Source organism: Paenibacillus xylanilyticus, from assembly GCF_047246825.1.
Taxonomy (GTDB): domain Bacteria; phylum Bacillota; class Bacilli; order Paenibacillales; family Paenibacillaceae; genus Paenibacillus; species Paenibacillus xylanilyticus_B.
Window position 1 is genome coordinate 37,870 of sequence record NZ_JBFOLB010000002.1, and the last position, 17,195, is coordinate 55,064.

A 17,195-nucleotide genomic window follows, 5' to 3' on the forward strand; every position below is an offset into this window, starting at 1 on the left:
AGAATCTTAACAGCCCAATGTGTCAGGATGACGTCAAAACTTGACGCACAACTTATTTTTTTCTGAAAATAATTGCCAGATTGGCTTTAGGCCCCGGCTCATGTAAAATCAGTACACAAGCTTATGTCGTGAAAGGAGACACCTTCTTGAAATCCATACTCATCGTCGAGGATGAGCAAGCTATTGCACGTGTACTGGCTGCTTATCTGAGAAAAGCGGGTTTTGACGTCCGTCATGCAGCTGATGGACCCACTGCCCTAACTCTATTTGACTCTGATGTCCCTGCCCTGGTTTTGCTCGATGTGATGCTGCCAGGAATGGACGGATGGGATCTGCTGCGGATGATTCGTGAAAAGAGCTCTTGTCCTGTCATTATGCTAACAGCACTGGATGACATTCAGGACCGTCTCAACGGTCTGAATGCGGGTGCTGACGATTATATGAGCAAGCCCTTCGTACCGGAGGAAGTTGTGGCAAGAGTTAACGCGGTACTTCGCCGCAACCCGCATTGGACTGCGGAGGGTGAAGGCAAACGTTATTTCGGCAATCTGGTCATTGACCTGGCAGCCAAGCAGGTGCTGCTAAATGGGGCAGAAGTTGCGCTAACCCCTCGTGATTTGTCATTACTGATGTTTCTGTCCGAATATCCAAATCGCACGTTCACCCGGGAGCATCTCATTGAACAGGTATGGGGCATGGATTATGACGGAAGCGACCGCGCCGTGGATCTCTCGATTAAACGGCTGCGTCAGGCCCTCTCTCACTGGCTGCCAGAAACGGGAGAAATCCGGACTTTACGGGGAATGGGGTATCAATTTTGGATCGCAAACTAAACCGAAAAACGCCAAAACGAAAAACATCCATTCTGTCTTATTGGACACTTCAATATTTTCTGATCCTGTGCATCGGGTTCACCATTATCGTTGCGGGTGCACTCTACTGGATCAGAACAACTTCCCTTGAGAAAGGCCTCAAAACGGCTGAGCTTCTGGGACTGGAAATTGCAGAAAAGGTGTCCGTGTCCGGGAACAGGCTGCACATCCCCCCTGATCTCGACAGGCTGGTGGATAAGCGTACAAAGCTTTTTAATACGGATAATCATTTTTGCATTATGATCCTCGACAACAATAACCAATTGATCTATTCCAAACCGAAAATGACACAGCAAGATGTATATTCCAGACTGTCTGACGATCTGCTGGAGCCGCGAAACAACAAATTTGCCGGTGTTACCGTCAATGTAGTGGATGCCGATCAGACACTGGGCAAGGTATGGGTGATGCAGTCCAAAAAAGCCATCACATACAGTTCGGATACACTGCTGATTGTAGGTCTGCTGTTTGCAGCCCTAATTCTATGCGGCTGGTTTACGATCTACCTTCTGTCTCGCAAGCTGTCCAAGCCTATACGACAGGTCGCTCATGCCGCAGAGCAGATTCGAACCGGCAATTATGAGGTGAACCTGGATCTGGATGCCAGGGAGCAGGAAATGAATGAACTCGTGAATTCCTTTCGCGAGATGTCCCTTCGTTTACAGCAGCTGGAGGAATGGCGCACACTGTCACTGGCGGGAGTAACTCATGAACTGAAAACCCCGGTGACTTCCATCAAAGGACTGGTTATGGCCGTTCGTGATGATATCGTCAGCCCGCAGGAAGGCAAAGAGTTTCTTGATATTGCATTGAAGGAATCCGAACGTATGGAACGTATGGTGGCTGATCTCCTGGACTATAATGCGATGAGTGCAGGCAGCGTTGCTGTACGCCAGGAACGCATAGATCTGAATTTGCTGGTGGGAGAAATTATCTATCAGTGGAAAATTGCTTATGAGGATAAATCACCAGAGGTTGTATTACATGCACCCAGTGGCTCGCTTTATACCATTGGAGATGCTTTGCGAATTCAGCAAATTATCGTTAATTTGCTCAATAATGCCTTACAGGCGACAGATTCCGGCCAAAGGGCCGCCTTTGAACTTCGTTTGCGTGCTGAAGAACAATTTCTCTTCGTGGACGTTCAGGACAACGGTACAGGCATTGCCGAGGAAGATCGATCCAAAATATTCGAACGTTTCTATCGTGGAGAGATCAAAAAACGTCTGTCGCGTGGTCTGGGACTCGGGCTCACATACAGCCGTCTTCTCGCTCAAGCCCAGGGTGGAGATCTGACCCTCACGTCAAGCAGCCCCCAAGGGAGTCTGTTCACCCTCAAACTGCCACGCTGGAAAGCACCTGATGCGCCGTCCCTGGAAAAAGCCTATCGTTCACCTGTGAATGCTTAAATCACTAGAAATAAAAGAACAGCCCAGCCGGGCCTCCTGAATGGACTCCTGGCTGGGCTGTTTCGTTATACAGAGGTCTTTCAAATTGCCCACAATACAGACTTGACTCCGATTTCTATGTAGACAACAACCGCGGCATGTACTCTTCGTATGCATCTGTAATCAATTGTTCATGCAATGGACTGTCCGCAATAATCGCTTTCCGTTTAGCTTTGAGCACGATCTGCTCGACATCTGCGAAGCTGCAACCTTTCAGTTGTTTGCACATAACCGTTTGCAAGTCGGGCTGATGTTCGAATTGTCCAACCAGTTTGTTAATGTATAGCTGCCTGCTCTGGTCATCCGGCATGCCATACGTTATTTTGGTATCGAATCGCCGCCAGACCGCATGATCCAGCTGTGTCTCCAAGTTGGTGGCCGCTACCAGCACACTATCCCCTTCGAATTCGTCCAGGCATTGCAGCAATGTGTTAACCACCCTGGCCATCTCTTTCACTTCATCGTTACTCTCCCGGGTTCGACCGATCGCATCAAACTCATCCAGGAACAGTACACACGGATTCACACGTGCATATTCGAAAAGTTTGCGCACATTCGTGGCGGTCTCTCCCAAATGACTGTGGATGATCGCATCCAGACGTACCAGTACCAGCGGAAGATTCAGCCGAGATGCCAAATAGGAAGCCGTTAACGTCTTCCCGGTACCAGGTGGGCCAAACATCACCAATTTATTCGGCATGGGAACATCATGTTCCACAAAGCGTTCTTTCATCCCGAGAATGGTCAGGAATTCTTCGATCACCCGCTCGTTTTCTTGCGAGAATACAATATGTTTGACTTTGCGTGCACACTCTTTAGGTGAATAAAAAGCAGCCATATCGATCCCTTTGGCACGGGGAATACGGTTTATATGATTGGTTTTGCTCATGTCTTCACTGTTCTCCTTCGTTCCATGCCGGGAGAGTAAGAAGCGAATCCCCGGGCTTATCGTTTCAGAAGAGAATAATCACTTCTTGGAATGCTAGCGATTTTTCTTTCTGAAGTGGTTTTTAATTTGTTTTCTGATTAGATTTCTCACTTAATCGTAATTATTACTATTTAATAATAACATACGGCTCCCTTTTTGCAAAGTTTCGGTTCCATGAGCCCCCCCCCAGATGCAGTGCAACCAACTGCCCATGTTGCAAGCTGTAACAAAATTTGCTATTCTGAAAGTGCATCGTTGTGTATAACGCAAATAAGCCCTCTGTTTCAGAGAGCAACAAGATTCCGAATGAGCAAGCGGCAACTTGCAAATTGGGATATTTCTTTATACCAACGAATGTAATAAAACTCAAAGTGAGGTTATTTATCATGGCAAAAGACGTATTGTGTGAAGTAAATTCCTGTGTGCACTGGGCTGAAGAGAACAAATGTAACGCTTCTTCGATTTATATCGTGAGCCACAGTTCCAAAGAAGCTAGCCAGTCTGCTGAAACAGACTGCAAAACGTTTGAAGTAAAATAACAATTTCATTTTTACTTTAAGTTAAAGGAGCCCTGGCCGGTTCCTTTTTCTTTTTGTATTGTAACAAGAATGATAATTATTATCAAGCCCTATTCTGCAAAACGTTATTCCACTCCCATGATGCACATTGAACAGGCTGCTCACGTAAACTACGAGAGCAGTGAATCTGCCCATGAACGATTAGATCCAAGAGGTGAATAACGATGCCTGTTAAAAGTGGCAAGCAGTATACGGAACGTATCAATGCCCAGACCGTGCCCTGCTGGTACAAGGGTGAACTCATTACCGGTAAGAGGTCAGAACATCTTGCTTTCAAAGGGCTCATGGAGACGCAAGCGCAACTTTACGACATGCAGACTAATCCACAACTGGCAGGCCAAATGACATATGAGTCACCTGCGGACGGAAAACCTGTGGGTTTATCATTTCTGCCACCAACAACGGTTGATGATCTGCGCAGGCGCCGTGAAGCCATGAGCATCTGGTCGGGCTCTCATCACGGATTCCTGGGTCGATCGCCTGACTACATGAACACAGCAATCATGGCATTCTACACGGGTGCGGATATCCTTACCGAGCTATCCCCTCAGTACGCGGAAAATCTGAAGAACTACTATGCCTTCTGTCGAGACAACGATATTACTCTCTCTCACGCTTTTATCCAGCCCCATGCCAGCAAAATATCCGGGCAGATGGACGCGACCGAGGATGCAATTGCAGCCAAAGTGGTGGAGCAGACTCAGGATGGTCTTATTATCAGCGGTGCTTTCATGATGGCTACACAGGGTGCAACAAGTGACGAAATTTTTGTATATCCATCGCCTTCGCCCGCTCCATTTGATGATGAGAATCCTTTTGCCTTTGCGTTTGCCGTACCCAATGATCTGCCTGGCATCAGCCTCATTTGCCGGGATACCTACGCGGCTGAATCCCGCTTCAACTACCCACTCAGCTCCCGATACGAAGAAATGGATAACATCGTCATCTTTGATCATGTGCTGGTACCCCATGATCGGATTTTCTTTGCTGGAAATGAAGAAATATCCACACGTCTCTTTAGCGAAAGCAATTTCCACATTCACGCGGGACATCAAGTATTATGCCGATATATTGCCAAAACCGAATTTATCCTCGGCACCCTCCAATTGCTCACCGATACGCTTGATCTGGCATCCGAAGCACACGTCGTTGAGAAAACAGCTCGTGTATTAGCTGGTCTGGAGTCTCTAAAGGCCATAGCCGTTGCAGCTGAAGCTCGAGCTATCCCTGACGGTAGAGGCTTTATATTGCCCGCACCCCAACCGTTGATGGCTGCCAATATTCTATATCCGAAGCTATATCCCGAGATGATTGAAATCATGCAACTGCTTGCATCCAGCGGAATGATCATGGTACCACAGGAAGAAGAATTCGGGTCTAATGTTGCTGGTCATTTGGATACTTACCTGAGAGGCAGTGATCAGGATGCACACCAGCGCACTGCCCTGTTTCGCCTGATTTGGGAGCTGGGAGCAGGATCATTCGGTGGCAGGCAGACACAATTCGAACGCTTCTTCTTCGGAAATACCATTACGGTGTCCAATCGCTTGTACTCGACCTATTCAGGGGATAACACATACCGTCAGCTCGTAAACGAATTTCTTGCAGACACGAATAAATAATATCCTGTTCGTTTAGCCGGGAACGATTTTAAACCAGATGGTCATAGACTGTCATCAGTTCAGAGGCTGGTCTGCTTATATCCACATCTCTTAATGCAGGCTGGTCTCCGTAACCGATATGAAATACCCCCAGAACCTGTTCCTCACTGGTTAACCCCATCAGATTCATAAAAACGGGATGCTGTTGGTAATCATTCATTTTCCAAACGGCCTGAAGCCCCTGTTCGGCTGCCAGCATGGAGAATCGCCTGCTCCAGGCCTTAGCCGGCAGAAGATGATCCTCTCTGCTGCTGGTCGGAGCAACGACGATCAGATGCGCGGGTATGGCTTCCGTATATTGATAGGCAGCCCAATCACCATAACGGTCCGCCAAGTGAGGAGGGTAGCTCTGCCTGACCGCTTCTAAATAAAGCTGGCGCCCTTCTCCAGCAAAAAGCATAAATCGCCAGGGTTCAGAACTAATCACGTACAATGAAGGATCCGCTTCATCAAGCAACCGTCCGATCACCGACTGTGGTACCGGAAGCGGACTGAATTCGCAGCTTCCTGCACGTTTCTTGCCACTCCCCATATCCTGATTCACACCGGTTAACATTGTATCGCTCCTCCTTTATCTTCACTTTCGATCAACAATCTTCTGCGAAACTCACATGAGCCAATTCTTTTTGGGCTCCACTTCACCTCTCCAGCGGTCAACTTCCTCATGAATGCGTGCTTTGTCACGGGAAGTGAAATGATCGGATTCCAAATCTTCCGCTTGCGGAATACTGTCGCGTACAAGCCTGATATAATCCATTGAACGAATCAGTGATTGACGTCCCGGGATGTATCGGATTTTACGCCCTTCCAGCAAACAATAAATCTCTATCATGCCTGGCAGCTTGCCGAAGGCTTCCCAGCAGAACACACTAACCATGTGCTGAAATGCTTCGACCACGTTAGGATCATGGACCACCATGAATTTCTGAACGAGCAGAGAGTCCCATCCTTCAGGTTGCCATGCAGCCTGGAAAATCATCGACAAATGCATCGAGAGTGAAGGGATTTCGGTCCTCCACTGTTCGAACAGGATCACGGGATGCTTCAAGTCATCGTTCATGGCGATTGCCAATGACAACTCATCGATCATTTTATTTTTTACATCCCAGTAATGAAGGACTGAATCGAAACCCGTTGCCTTTTTGGGCCACCATTTTTCCAGCAAATATTGTACCGGGACCTCCTTGCGCACATCCGGGTCCATACTATAAAAGGCGTTGACCGCATGACTGACCGCATACTGAACACGGTGTCTCCATTGCAGCGGGGAGCGCTGAGCAGCCTCCGATTCTGGGCGAATGAACCGATGCGGGCTGCGCAGCATCTCCTCCAATTTATAATCTTCAAGCAATCGCTCCGGAATGTCTGCACCTTTCGGTTGCACGGCTGCCTGAACATTAAGTTTTCTCACGATTTCTAGGATACCTGTAATCCAGCAGCGGCGAAGCGTTTGCCAAAATCACGGCAAGTATCCTTCTCCTGCTCCATCGGACTGTATTCAATCTTCAGCATCTCTGGAGATACCTCCGCCCCACGTTCCTGCAGCTTCGCAGCAGCCAGGTCCACTGCCCCGCAAAATTGCTCATAAGAAGTGTCTCCGCTTCCGAAGACAGCCGCTCGTTTGCCGCTCAGGTCCAGTTCATCCAGCTCTTCGTAAAAATCAAGGAATTCATCCGGCAGTTCGCCATCTCCCCATGTGTACACACCAATAAGGAAGCCATCATAATCCAGCACATCGGCTGCATTACAATCCATAACGTCCTTGAGGACCACTTCATGCCCACCCTGAGTAATTCCCTCCACAATTAATTCTGCAATTTCTTCCGTATTCCCGGTCATGCTCGCATAAGCAACCAACAATTTAGCCATCTATTTTTCCCTCACTTTATTTTAGTCATCTAGATCAAACGATTAAAAGAATTTTGAATTATCAAAATCATATGTGATAATGATTATCATTGTCAAATTAAATTTTGAACTTTGCTCCATTTTCAGTATATGGTCTTACACCCTCTTCACAACAACAAAAGTATCCTTACGCTTGCTCCAACTGGCGTACAGGCCCTTAATTGTTGTACAATAGTATCCAAATGACTTTTGAAGGATGGATAAACAACTATGTACGTAGCATCGAACTGGAAGGACTATGAAGTAATCGATACAGGAGGCGGCGAGAAACTGGAGCGTTGGGGCGATGTCATCTTGCGCAGACCCGACCCACAGATTATCTGGCCTCTCGAAAAAGAAACGAATGAATGGCGTCAGGTGCACGGTCACTATCACCGCAGTTCCTCCGGTGGCGGCAGCTGGGACATGAAAAAGCCGATTCCGGAACGCTGGACCATCGGATACGAAAACCTCAAATTTCACATTAAACCAACCAGCTTTAAACATACCGGTCTGTTCCCTGAACAGGCAGCCAACTGGAGCTGGATGATGGATAAAATTGCAGGTGCAGGCCGCCCCATCTCTGTGCTGAACCTGTTTGCTTATACGGGCGGGGCAACGGTTGCTGCAGCCTATGCGGGTGCTTCCGTAGTACACGTGGATGCAGCCAAAGGCATGGTGCAATGGGCCAAGGAGAACGTTCAACTCTCGGGTCTTGCAGACCGCCCTGTTCGTTTTATTACCGATGATGTATTCAAATTCGTGCAACGTGAACAGCGTCGTGGTAACCGCTATGACGCGATTATCATGGATCCGCCTTCCTATGGCCGGGGACCTAATGGAGAGACATGGAAGCTGGAGCAGAACCTGTATCCATTCCTGAAGTCCTGCATGGATATTTTGTCGGATAATCCGCTGTTCCTGCTCATCAACTCGTATACAACAGGCATCTCTCCAACCGTTCTGCGCAACATGTTAACGATGACGATGTCTGCCAAATACGGCGGCAGCATTACTGCTGGCGAGATCGGACTGCCAATTACGCGTAGTGGGCTGGATCTGCCTTGCGGTATTTTAGGCCGCTGGGAGTCCTGATGATGTCTGATCATGTGAAGCCATCCGGGGGAATTCCTGTACTATTCGAAGACAATCACCTCCTAGGCATTACGAAACCCGTTAATGTGCCTACCCAGGAAGACGCTTCAGGAGATCCGGATTTACTTACACTGTTGAAACAGGATTTGAAAGAAAGATACAACAAACCCGGCAATGTATATCTCGGTCTGGTTCACAGACTGGATCGTCCCGTTGGGGGTGCGATGATTTTTGCGAAGACCTCCAAGGCGGCTTCAAGATTGTCCGAGACCGTCAGGGGACGTCATTTCAGGAAAATATATGCTGCCGTTGTCCATGGGAAGCTGCCTGCTCAACAGGGGACGTTAAAACATACTTTGCTGAAGGATGCGCGTACCAATACAGTAACAGCTGTGCCCAAAGGCACGCCTGGCGGTAAAGACGCAGTGCTTGATTACCGGGTCATTGGTCAAACGGATCGATACAGTCTTGTACACATTGAACTTCACACCGGCAGATCCCATCAGATTCGGGTTCAAATGAAAGAAGCGGGCTGTCCTCTGTTCGGAGACCAGAAGTACGGTGCAGGTGTAAACAAACCAGGACAGCAGATTGCCCTCTGGTCATCCATCGCTGCTTTTCCACATCCAGTAACCAAGGACGAAGTGACACTAAGATCGTTGCCTCCACGGGAGTTTCCGTGGGCTGAGTGGCCATCCAGCGTCTATGAGGAAGCTTTTAAAGGTTAACAGGCGAACCGTGTATCCAGTTTCACATCTGGATACACGGTTTTTTTACAAGGTCCGGATCAGCTGCAACAATATGTTAAAATGCATTTCATTGAGACAAAGATCTGCTGCATCAGCGAATATTCCCGAAACGGAGAAAGGAAGACAGCATTCATATGACACCATTTACTAAACAAGTCATAGCCATTATTGCAGCCATACCGGAAGGCAAGGTAATGACCTACGGCCAGATTGCAGCCCATGCCGGCAGTCCTCGTGCAGCCAGACAGGTTGTGCGCATTCTTCACTCCATGAGCCGTAAGGAACGCCTTCCCTGGCACCGTGTCGTGAACGCCAAAGGTGAGATTGCCATTCCCGATGAGCACTCACGCATGATGCAGGAGACCGAGCTCATCAGCGAAGGGGTTGAATTCCAACCGAATGGAACCATTAACCTCCAGCAGTTTGGTTATGATCCTGGGCCGGCATTTCTTAACGGTCTGCCTGCCAGTCCAGAATAATAACATATCAACCAATTCCGAACACAAATAAAATAGCCTCTGCAGTTTAAAAAAACTGTCGGGGCTATTTTTAATTTAATCACTGTATGAATTAGATGTATTCCAAATCATTACGAGATAATCATAACTGAATTACCTTTAAGCTGTTGCATTCGCTTTCTGTTGTTGCTCAACCGCTGTCGGTTCAATTGCCGGCTTCGTTTTACGGATAAAGAACGCCAACAGCATAGCTGCAACGGTCATCCAGGTAGCTACCGTAAATGCGTAGTTTACCCCATAGATGGTTGCATCGGCCGTAGCACCAAGCATGGCGGCTTGATCTTCGGAATTAATCTGTCCCAAGGCAAGAGTATCAGCCAAGTGTGATTTCAATTTGCTGCTCATGATCGTAACCAGAATGGCTGTACCGATTGCACCTGCAACCGTACGCAGTGTGTTCGACATTGCCGTACCGTGAGCATTCAGACGCTGTGGCAGTTGGTTCAACCCGGCAGTCTGGATTGGCATCATCAACATCGACATACCGAACATACGCGCAGTATAGATAAACATCATGTAACCGTAAGTCGTATCAATCGACAGGCGGCTAAGTCCCCAGGTCGTAATCGCTGTAATTGCAAGACCTGCAACGGACAACCAGCGAGCGCCCACTTTATCGAAGATGCGGCCTGTAATTGGAGACATAATCCCCATCAGGATCGCTCCTGGCATCATAAGTAAACCTGATTCAATTGGTGAGAAGCCGCGAATATTTTGCAAGAAAATCGGAAGCAGAATCATACCGGCAAACATCGCCATTGTCACAAGCATATTAATAATCGTTGTTAAAGTGTACATGTTGTATTTGAAAATGCGGAACTCGAGCAGTGGATGATCGGTTGTCAATTGACGAATAACGAACAGGATCAACGATATGGCCCCTACGACCAGACAACTGATAACAATTGTGCTTCCCCATCCATCTGTACCTGCATCACTGAAGCCGTACAGCAAACTACCAAATCCAAGTGTGGACAAAATAACACCTGGGTAATCCAGCTTCGGTTTGGATTGACGTGTTACGTTTTTAACAAATGCAATTCCGATTGCAGTTGCAATAACGGAGAACGGCAAAATGATGTAGAACAACAGTCTCCAGGAATAATGTTCAACGATATAACCGGATAGTGTCGGTCCAATGGCCGGAGCAAGGATCATGGCGATCCCCATTGTACCCATGGCCTGACCGCGTTTCTCAATCGGGAAAATCGTCAGGAATACAACGGTCATCAGCGGCATCAGAATACCTGCACCTGCTGCTTGAATAACACGACCGACCATTAGGACAGCAAAAGTCGGACTGATTCCGCAGACCAGTGTTCCTAATGTAAATAACGACATCGCCGTAATGAATATTTGGCGGGTTGAAAATCTGGCAATAAGATATGCGGTAACCGGAATCAGCACGCCATTGACGAGCATGTATCCTGTTGTCAGCCATTGGGCTGTATTGGCCCCGATAGCGAGATCTTCCATGATTTTAGGAAGAGCTACGTTCATCAGGGTTTGGTTCAAGAAGGCTACGAATGCACCAATTAAAAGTGCGGCTACAATCGGTCCCTTCTTAATATTGTCCATCATTGAAGATGGAGCTGCAGCGGTAGTACTCATGGGTTGTTCATCTCTCTTCCTTCTAACTTTTCAATCATTTGAGTATGGATTCTTAGCAGGTGCTCGAGGTCTTCTTTTGGGATATCCAATATGGGGGATACTCTTTCCATCCACAAACGGTGTGTTTCCTGCTGTACCTTATCCCCTTTTTCCGTAATTTGCAGCATGACGGATCGGCGATCAGAATGGGAACGGGTCCGGACGATATACTCACCCTTGACCAGACGTTCAACCACAGCACTCATGGAGCTGCTGCCCATATGACAGAGTTCAGCCACTTCGTTGATTCCGATGGATGGACGCTCCTTCAAAATGGATAACACCATGAATTGAATGGAAGTTAACTCGATCTGCTTGTTTTCATTCCAGAATGCTCGAAACAGCATTTGATTCACTTGCCGGAACGAATTGATAATGTAGAATACTTCATACGTATCAATCATTAATTCACCCTTTTTACTTTTGGAATATAATATTTCGCACACGAAATATCAGGGGAACAATTATTTATTATAACAAAAATAATGACATAGTCAACTCTTTACATATAAAATATAAAAATTTATTCTGAGTCATCCGAAGCTGGCAAAACTCACACGATAAAATTAAAATAACCATGGACCTCCTGCATTAATCAGCAAGAGTTCCATGGTTATCATTATCCATCCATCATCATTAAGACGTAGAAGACAAAGCATGCTCCTTCGTTTTTGGGGTTGTCATCTTACCCAGCAGATAGACGAGCAGCTGCTGATTATGCATTGAAATATTGCTCAGTACAGAATTCATAAATTCATTTCGAATGGCAATGCCCCGTTCTGTCTCCATGCGTCCTTTGTCAGACAAGGATACCCACACAATTCTACGATCCTGATCATCCCGGTCTCTGCGGATTAGATCGTTCTTCTCCATTCGGTCAAGCAGCATCGTTACCGCCGCAGGTGTTGTAGCCAAAAAAGGAATCAGATCGGATGGCTTCATTTTCTGATGATCCTCAAGAACCTCCAGTACAGCCAGCTGTGCCTCTGTTAATGAGGGTGCCAGTTCATGATCCATATGCAGTTTGTAATCCTTGGTGAGCCTTGACCAGCACTTGGCAAAATCGGAATTGTACATCTTGCATCGCTCCTCTCTGCAACCCGGTTTATCACTTCACTAGCTTAACTTTTCGCGCTCCAAAGCCGCATTCCTGCTGCATTTTTTCAATTTCCCAGCGATCGACCGTAATCGACGAAGGTTGTTAAACTTCGCATGTACAGCCTCTTTTAATCCGAGTTTGAACAACAAAAAAAGACTCTTCGCACGACAGGATAACCTGCTGTGCAAAAAGTCTTTTACATTCATTTTTAAGAAGTTGATGCCGGCTGGTTTTCATCGAAATTCATGAGAAGTTCCACAATTTCATCCTGTTTGTCTACATGAACCAGCAGCTTGCCAATATGTTTGCGTTCCGTAATCGGTACACCTTCAGAAGAAATCGGATAAGCTTGCCCTTCTTTGGTCATAACCGTTACATTTCGTTGTTCCCTGCAATAGAAGGCTCCAGCAATGCGGCTGCCATTCGGTTTCACTCGCTTGCCTTCTTTGAATTCAAATGTCGCAATGCCTTTGCCTCCACGACTCTGCAATGCATAATCCAGCAGCAATGAACGTTTACCATAACCCAAATCGGACAATACGGCGATCTCGCCTTCATCACCTTCCACCCATAGGGCAGAGACGACTTCATCCGTATCTTTTAACTGTATACCACGTACACCTCCGGATACACGCCCCATTGGATTGACTTCGTCCTCACGGAAACGGATCGCCATCGCTTCCTTGGTAATCAGCATGATATCCTTGCCACCCGTGCTCAGATGTACGGATAATACCTCATCATCCTTGCCCACTTTGCAAGCAGCAACAGCACCAGAACGTTTGGTAACGTACTCTTTCAGTTCGGTACGTTTCACCTGCCCCTTGCGTGTAACGAAAACGAGGCTGTGACCTTCCTCTTCAAAAGATTTGACCGCAAGCACACTCGCGATACGATCATCTTTCGCTAATGGAATAACATTAACTATTGCCGTTCCAGGATCTTTCCACTTGAACTCCGGTACCTGATGAACGGGTAGGAGGAAGTACTGTCCCTTTTTCGTAAAGACAAGCAGGTTTTCAAGTGTGTTGACTTCAAGCACCTGGGAGATATAGTCGCCTTCCTTCACACCGCTTGCGTTGCGTTCGCCCCCGGATCGGGTAAAGGACTGCATGCCAGTACGCTTCACATAGCCTTCTTTGGATAATGTAACAAATACATCCTCCGCATTGACCAGCACTTCGAGATTCACTTTAAGCTCTTCCACTTCGCCTTGAATGGCCGAACGACGATCTATCCCGTATTTCTCCCGAATTTCCATCAATTCTTTGCGAATGACACCAATCAGCTTGCGGTCACTATCCAGAATGGAGCGCAGTTGTGCAATCTTTTTCATCAGATCATCGAGCTCTTTCTGGAGAGAAGTGATCTCCAGATTGGTTAAACGATACAGTTGCAGCGTCAGAATGGAATCAGCCTGCCGTTCCGAGAAACCAAACATCCACATCAGGTTATTTTGCGCGTCCTGACGATTTTTGGATGCCTTGATTGCTGCGATGACCTCGTCAAGTATGTTAAGAGCTTTGACCAGACCCTCCAGCACATGTGCACGGTCTTCCGCTTTCTCCAATTCATACTTGGTACGGAATGTCACAACCTCGCGCTGGTGGGCAATATAAGCTTCCAGAATGGATTTCAATCCAAGCTGCTGAGGCGCCTTGTTCACAATCGCAACCATGTTGAAATTGTAGGTTACCTGAAGATCGGTTTTCTTCAGCAGATATGCCAATATTCCTTGTGCATCCGCTTCTTTTTTCAATTCAACCACAATACGCAGACCGTCACGTCCACTCTCATCACGAACTTCGGCAATACCCTCCACCTTTTTCTCAAGGCGGATATTCTCCATCGCTGTGACAAGGCGGGATTTAACAACCTGATATGGGATCTCCGTGATTACGATCTGCTGCTTGCCACCACGCATGTTTTCAATATCGGTTTTGGAACGGATATAAATTCTTCCTTTGCCTGTACGATAAGCATCCAAAATTCCGTCGCCGCCCATGATTAATCCACCGGTTGGGAAATCCGGGCCTTTGATAAACATCATGATATCGTCCAGCTCAATCGACGGTTTTTCCATCACTGCAATGCAGGCATCAATGACTTCACGCAAATTATGTGTTGGAATCTCCGTTGCAAAACCGGAGGAAATACCGCTTACGCCATTCACCAGCAGGTTGGGATACCGGGATGGCAGTACAACCGGCTCCTTGGCCGTATTATCAAAATTGTCCTTAAACAGGACGGTCCGTTTCTCGATATCACGCAGCATCTCCATCGCGATCGGTGACAAACGGGCCTCCGTATAACGCATCGCTGCAGCCGGGTCATCATCCTGCGATCCCCAGTTGCCATGACCGTCCACGAGCATATGGCCCATTTTCCATGGCTGTGCCATCCGCACCATACCTTCATAGATGGATGAGTCACCGTGGGGATGATAGTTACCCATAACGTCCCCAACGGTTTTTGCTGATTTACGGTAAGGCTTCTCAGGCGTGTTTCCGGAATCGTACATGGCGTACAGAATACGACGCTGCACAGGTTTCAATCCGTCCCGAACATCGGGAATGGCCCGATCCTGAATAATATATTTGGAGTAGCGACCGAACCGGTCACCTACGACCTCTTCGAGAAAGGCCGGCATAAATTGTTCTGATAGACTCATTCCAAGCACCTTCTATTCTTCGTACTCTGTAAAGTCGACATTCTCTACAATCCAGCGTTTACGCGGATCGACTTTATCACCCATAAGTGTTGATACACGGCGCTCGGCTTTGGCTGCATCTACAATCTCCACCTTAAGCAATGTCCGTGTCTCCGGATTCATCGTTGTCTCCCACAATTGATCCGGATTCATCTCACCCAGTCCTTTATAACGTTGAAGTTCGACATTGTTTCCAAATTCCTTCATGTAGTTCGCCAGCTCATCATCCGTCCAGGCATAACGAACACTTGCCATTTTGCCGGATTTGCGAGTGAGCTTATAAAGCGGCGGCTGAGCAATAAACACTTTACCCTGATCAATCAACGGTTTCATATAACGGTAAAAGAAAGTCAGCAGCAGCACCTGAATATGTGCTCCATCCGTGTCCGCATCGGTCATGATTATGATTTTGGAATAATTGCTGTCTTCAACGGCAAACTCAGTCCCAATGCCCGCTCCGATCGCTGCCGTAATCGCACGATATTCCTCGTTTTTGAGAATATCCGCAAGCTTTGATTTTTCCGGATTAAGCGGTTTTCCCTTAAGAGGCAGTATGGCCTGAATCTTCGAGTCACGTCCCTGTTTGGCAGAACCGCCTGCAGAATCACCTTCGACAATAAACAGCTCATTCCGGGTGAAATCCTTGGACTGTGCCGGAGTCAGCTTGCCATTCAGGTTGGAACTTTCACTGCGTTTTTTGCCTGTACGCATTTCGTCACGGGCTTTGCGCGCAGCTTCTCTTGCTTTGGAAGCCTGAACCGCTTTGCGAATAAGCGTCTGTGCTACCTGCGGGTTTTCTTCCAAAAACCGCTGCATGTTCTCCGAAACGACCGAATCGACTGCACTGCGAGCGGAAGCGCTACCGAGTTGATCTTTCGTTTGTCCAACAAACTCAACTTCGGACATTTTGACGCTGATTACGGCCATCATGCCTTCACGCAGATCATTGCCTTCCAGGTTTTTATCTTTTTCCTTAATCATGCTGGTACGTCTTGCATAGTCGTTCATCACACGGGTATAAGCTGTTTTGAATCCGGTCTCATGTGTACCGCCGCCCCTTGTGGGAATCGAGTTAACAAAAGAAGCCAGCGTTTCGGTATAACCCGCGTTATACTGAATTGCCACTTCGACCTCGATGTCGTCCTTCTCCGCATAGAAGTGAATGACATCATGCAGTACGTCTTTATTTTCGTTCAAATAAGCAACAAACTGGCTTGCTCCACCTTCATACATGTACTCGTCCTGATTGCCTGACCGTTCGTCTTTGAGTACAATCCTAAGGCCGGAGTTCAGAAAAGCAATCTCCTGAAGTCGCTCTGCCAGTGTATCATAATTCAATTGAATGCCGTTTTGGAAAACGCGAATATCGGGTTTAAACGTAACCTTAGTCCCTGTACGGTTGGTATTACCAAGTACTTCGAGACCCGATACCGGCTCACCGACATGTTCGACACCCTTTTTATCCTGCCAATATTCGAAACGTTGACGATGGATCTTGCCATCACGGAAGATCTCGACTTCAAGCCACTCTGACAAAGCGTTTGTAACCGAAGCACCTACGCCGTGCAGACCGCCTGATTTCTTGTATCCTGATCCACCAAACTTTCCGCCTGCGTGCAAAATCGTAAACACGACCTGGGGAGTAGGAATCCCTGTTTTATGTATACCTGTCGGAATTCCCCTTCCGTTATCCTGAACCGTAATAGAACCGTCCTTATGCAGCGTGATATCGATTTTGGAGCAGAATTTGGCGAGATGCTCGTCGACAGCGTTGTCCACAATTTCCCATACCAAATGATGAAGACCCGAAGTGCTGGTGCTGCCGATGTACATCCCCGGCCGTTTCCGAACCGCTACCAGTCCTTCAAGTACTTGAATGTCGTCCGCGTCGTAGCCTGAAGACCCCTGTCCTCCGCCTGTCGAACCTGCCGACATATCGATTTGCTCGACCATTCATGCTCCCCCTTCTTAACTTGCAACTAAAAAAATGCCTAAAATGC

16 protein-coding genes are annotated in these 17,195 nt (G+C 47.4%); 7 read left to right on the forward strand and 9 right to left on the reverse strand.

The genetic code is table 11. The features are described 5' to 3' along the window. Window positions 1-146: 146 nt before the first annotated feature. Window positions 147-833, forward strand: coding sequence for a response regulator transcription factor (locus AB3N00_RS14840; RefSeq protein WP_413035319.1), 687 nt, complete (start codon window positions 147-149; stop codon window positions 831-833). Next, window positions 818-2,281 (forward strand): ATP-binding protein, encoded by a 1,464-nt coding sequence (locus tag AB3N00_RS14845; protein WP_413035320.1) that lies wholly within the window; start codon window positions 818-820, stop codon window positions 2,279-2,281. The genes AB3N00_RS14840 and AB3N00_RS14845 overlap by 16 nt, the downstream gene beginning before the upstream one ends. 115 nt (window positions 2,282-2,396) lie before the next feature. Here AB3N00_RS14845 and AB3N00_RS14850 read toward each other — a convergent pair whose 3' ends face one another. Then, a complete protein-coding gene (locus AB3N00_RS14850) occupies window positions 2,397-3,209 on the reverse strand; it encodes an AAA family ATPase (protein WP_413035321.1) in 813 nt (270 codons plus the stop codon). A 425-nt stretch (window positions 3,210-3,634) separates the two neighbouring features. Here AB3N00_RS14850 and AB3N00_RS14855 point away from each other — a divergent pair, with 425 nt between their 5' ends. Continuing rightward, window positions 3,635-3,787, forward strand: coding sequence for a DUF1540 domain-containing protein (locus AB3N00_RS14855; RefSeq protein WP_175397929.1), 153 nt, complete (start codon window positions 3,635-3,637; stop codon window positions 3,785-3,787). 203 nt (window positions 3,788-3,990) lie between these two features. Continuing rightward, window positions 3,991-5,448 carry a 4-hydroxyphenylacetate 3-hydroxylase family protein gene (locus AB3N00_RS14860; protein ID WP_413035322.1) on the forward strand — a complete coding sequence of 486 codons (1,458 nt, stop codon included), beginning with the start codon at window positions 3,991-3,993 and terminating at the stop codon, window positions 5,446-5,448. Between the two features lie 28 nt (window positions 5,449-5,476). Here AB3N00_RS14860 and AB3N00_RS14865 read toward each other — a convergent pair whose 3' ends face one another. The 3 genes from AB3N00_RS14865 to AB3N00_RS14875 are packed head-to-tail and all read right to left on the reverse strand — an operon-like array spanning window position 5,477 to window position 7,356. After that, the gene (locus AB3N00_RS14865; protein ID WP_413035323.1) at window positions 5,477-6,043 is read right to left on the reverse strand and encodes a nitroreductase family protein; all 567 of its coding nucleotides are present in this window, start codon (window positions 6,041-6,043) and stop codon (window positions 5,477-5,479) included. A 51-nt stretch (window positions 6,044-6,094) separates the two neighbouring features. After that, window positions 6,095-6,898 (reverse strand): hypothetical protein, encoded by an 804-nt coding sequence (locus AB3N00_RS14870; RefSeq protein WP_413035324.1) that lies wholly within the window; start codon window positions 6,896-6,898, stop codon window positions 6,095-6,097. Between the two features lie 5 nt (window positions 6,899-6,903). Further along, the gene (locus tag AB3N00_RS14875; protein WP_175397925.1) at window positions 6,904-7,356 is read right to left on the reverse strand and encodes a flavodoxin; all 453 of its coding nucleotides are present in this window, start codon (window positions 7,354-7,356) and stop codon (window positions 6,904-6,906) included. A gap of 249 nt (window positions 7,357-7,605) precedes the next feature. Here AB3N00_RS14875 and AB3N00_RS14880 point away from each other — a divergent pair, with 249 nt between their 5' ends. From AB3N00_RS14880 to AB3N00_RS14890, 3 genes are all read left to right on the forward strand, one after another. After that, a complete protein-coding gene (locus AB3N00_RS14880) occupies window positions 7,606-8,469 on the forward strand; it encodes a class I SAM-dependent methyltransferase (RefSeq protein ID WP_175397924.1) in 864 nt (287 codons plus the stop codon). A gap of 2 nt (window positions 8,470-8,471) precedes the next feature. Beyond that, the gene (locus tag AB3N00_RS14885; protein WP_413035325.1) at window positions 8,472-9,197 is read left to right on the forward strand and encodes an RluA family pseudouridine synthase; all 726 of its coding nucleotides are present in this window, start codon (window positions 8,472-8,474) and stop codon (window positions 9,195-9,197) included. 155 nt (window positions 9,198-9,352) lie between these two features. After that, window positions 9,353-9,697: an MGMT family protein gene (locus AB3N00_RS14890; protein ID WP_413035326.1), complete on the forward strand. Its 345-nt coding sequence runs from the start codon at window positions 9,353-9,355 to the stop codon at window positions 9,695-9,697. A 138-nt stretch (window positions 9,698-9,835) separates the two neighbouring features. Here the strand turns inward: AB3N00_RS14890 and AB3N00_RS14895 are convergent, their stop codons facing one another. From AB3N00_RS14895 to parE, 5 genes are all read right to left on the reverse strand, one after another. Then, window positions 9,836-11,347 carry a DHA2 family efflux MFS transporter permease subunit gene (locus tag AB3N00_RS14895; RefSeq protein WP_413035327.1) on the reverse strand — a complete coding sequence of 504 codons (1,512 nt, stop codon included), beginning with the start codon at window positions 11,345-11,347 and terminating at the stop codon, window positions 9,836-9,838. Then, window positions 11,344-11,790 carry a MarR family winged helix-turn-helix transcriptional regulator gene (locus AB3N00_RS14900; protein WP_413035328.1) on the reverse strand — a complete coding sequence of 149 codons (447 nt, stop codon included), beginning with the start codon at window positions 11,788-11,790 and terminating at the stop codon, window positions 11,344-11,346. The genes AB3N00_RS14895 and AB3N00_RS14900 overlap by 4 nt, the downstream gene beginning before the upstream one ends. A 232-nt stretch (window positions 11,791-12,022) precedes the next feature. Further along, a complete protein-coding gene (locus AB3N00_RS14905; protein WP_413035329.1) occupies window positions 12,023-12,463 on the reverse strand; it encodes a MarR family winged helix-turn-helix transcriptional regulator in 441 nt (146 codons plus the stop codon). A 230-nt stretch (window positions 12,464-12,693) separates the two neighbouring features. After that, window positions 12,694-15,156 carry a DNA gyrase subunit A gene (gene gyrA, locus AB3N00_RS14910; RefSeq protein ID WP_413035330.1) on the reverse strand — a complete coding sequence of 821 codons (2,463 nt, stop codon included), beginning with the start codon at window positions 15,154-15,156 and terminating at the stop codon, window positions 12,694-12,696. Window positions 15,157-15,168: 12 nt separating this feature from the next. Further along, window positions 15,169-17,148: a DNA topoisomerase IV subunit B gene (gene parE, locus AB3N00_RS14915; RefSeq protein WP_175397918.1), complete on the reverse strand. Its 1,980-nt coding sequence runs from the start codon at window positions 17,146-17,148 to the stop codon at window positions 15,169-15,171. Between the last annotated feature and the right edge of the window lie 47 nt (window positions 17,149-17,195).

What these genes read in the sequence shown, in the direction of transcription:
- AB3N00_RS14860 (WP_413035322.1), top strand. Translation starts at nt 3,991, where the DNA reads ATGCCTGTTAAAAGTGGCAAGCAGTATACGGAACGTATCAATGCCCAG.
- AB3N00_RS14880 (WP_175397924.1), top strand. Translation starts at nt 7,606, where the DNA reads ATGTACGTAGCATCGAACTGGAAGGACTATGAAGTAATCGATACAGGA.
- gyrA (WP_413035330.1), bottom strand. Translation starts at nt 15,156, where the DNA reads ATGAGTCTATCAGAACAATTTATGCCGGCCTTTCTCGAAGAGGTCGTA.
- AB3N00_RS14855 (WP_175397929.1), top strand. Translation starts at nt 3,635, where the DNA reads ATGGCAAAAGACGTATTGTGTGAAGTAAATTCCTGTGTGCACTGGGCT.
- AB3N00_RS14875 (WP_175397925.1), bottom strand. Translation starts at nt 7,356, where the DNA reads ATGGCTAAATTGTTGGTTGCTTATGCGAGCATGACCGGGAATACGGAA.
- AB3N00_RS14900 (WP_413035328.1), bottom strand. Translation starts at nt 11,790, where the DNA reads ATGATTGATACGTATGAAGTATTCTACATTATCAATTCGTTCCGGCAA.
- parE (WP_175397918.1), bottom strand. Translation starts at nt 17,148, where the DNA reads ATGGTCGAGCAAATCGATATGTCGGCAGGTTCGACAGGCGGAGGACAG.
- AB3N00_RS14865 (WP_413035323.1), bottom strand. Translation starts at nt 6,043, where the DNA reads ATGTTAACCGGTGTGAATCAGGATATGGGGAGTGGCAAGAAACGTGCA.
- AB3N00_RS14850 (WP_413035321.1), bottom strand. Translation starts at nt 3,209, where the DNA reads ATGAGCAAAACCAATCATATAAACCGTATTCCCCGTGCCAAAGGGATC.
- AB3N00_RS14885 (WP_413035325.1), top strand. Translation starts at nt 8,472, where the DNA reads ATGTCTGATCATGTGAAGCCATCCGGGGGAATTCCTGTACTATTCGAA.
- AB3N00_RS14905 (WP_413035329.1), bottom strand. Translation starts at nt 12,463, where the DNA reads ATGTACAATTCCGATTTTGCCAAGTGCTGGTCAAGGCTCACCAAGGAT.
- AB3N00_RS14895 (WP_413035327.1), bottom strand. Translation starts at nt 11,347, where the DNA reads ATGAGTACTACCGCTGCAGCTCCATCTTCAATGATGGACAATATTAAG.
- AB3N00_RS14890 (WP_413035326.1), top strand. Translation starts at nt 9,353, where the DNA reads ATGACACCATTTACTAAACAAGTCATAGCCATTATTGCAGCCATACCG.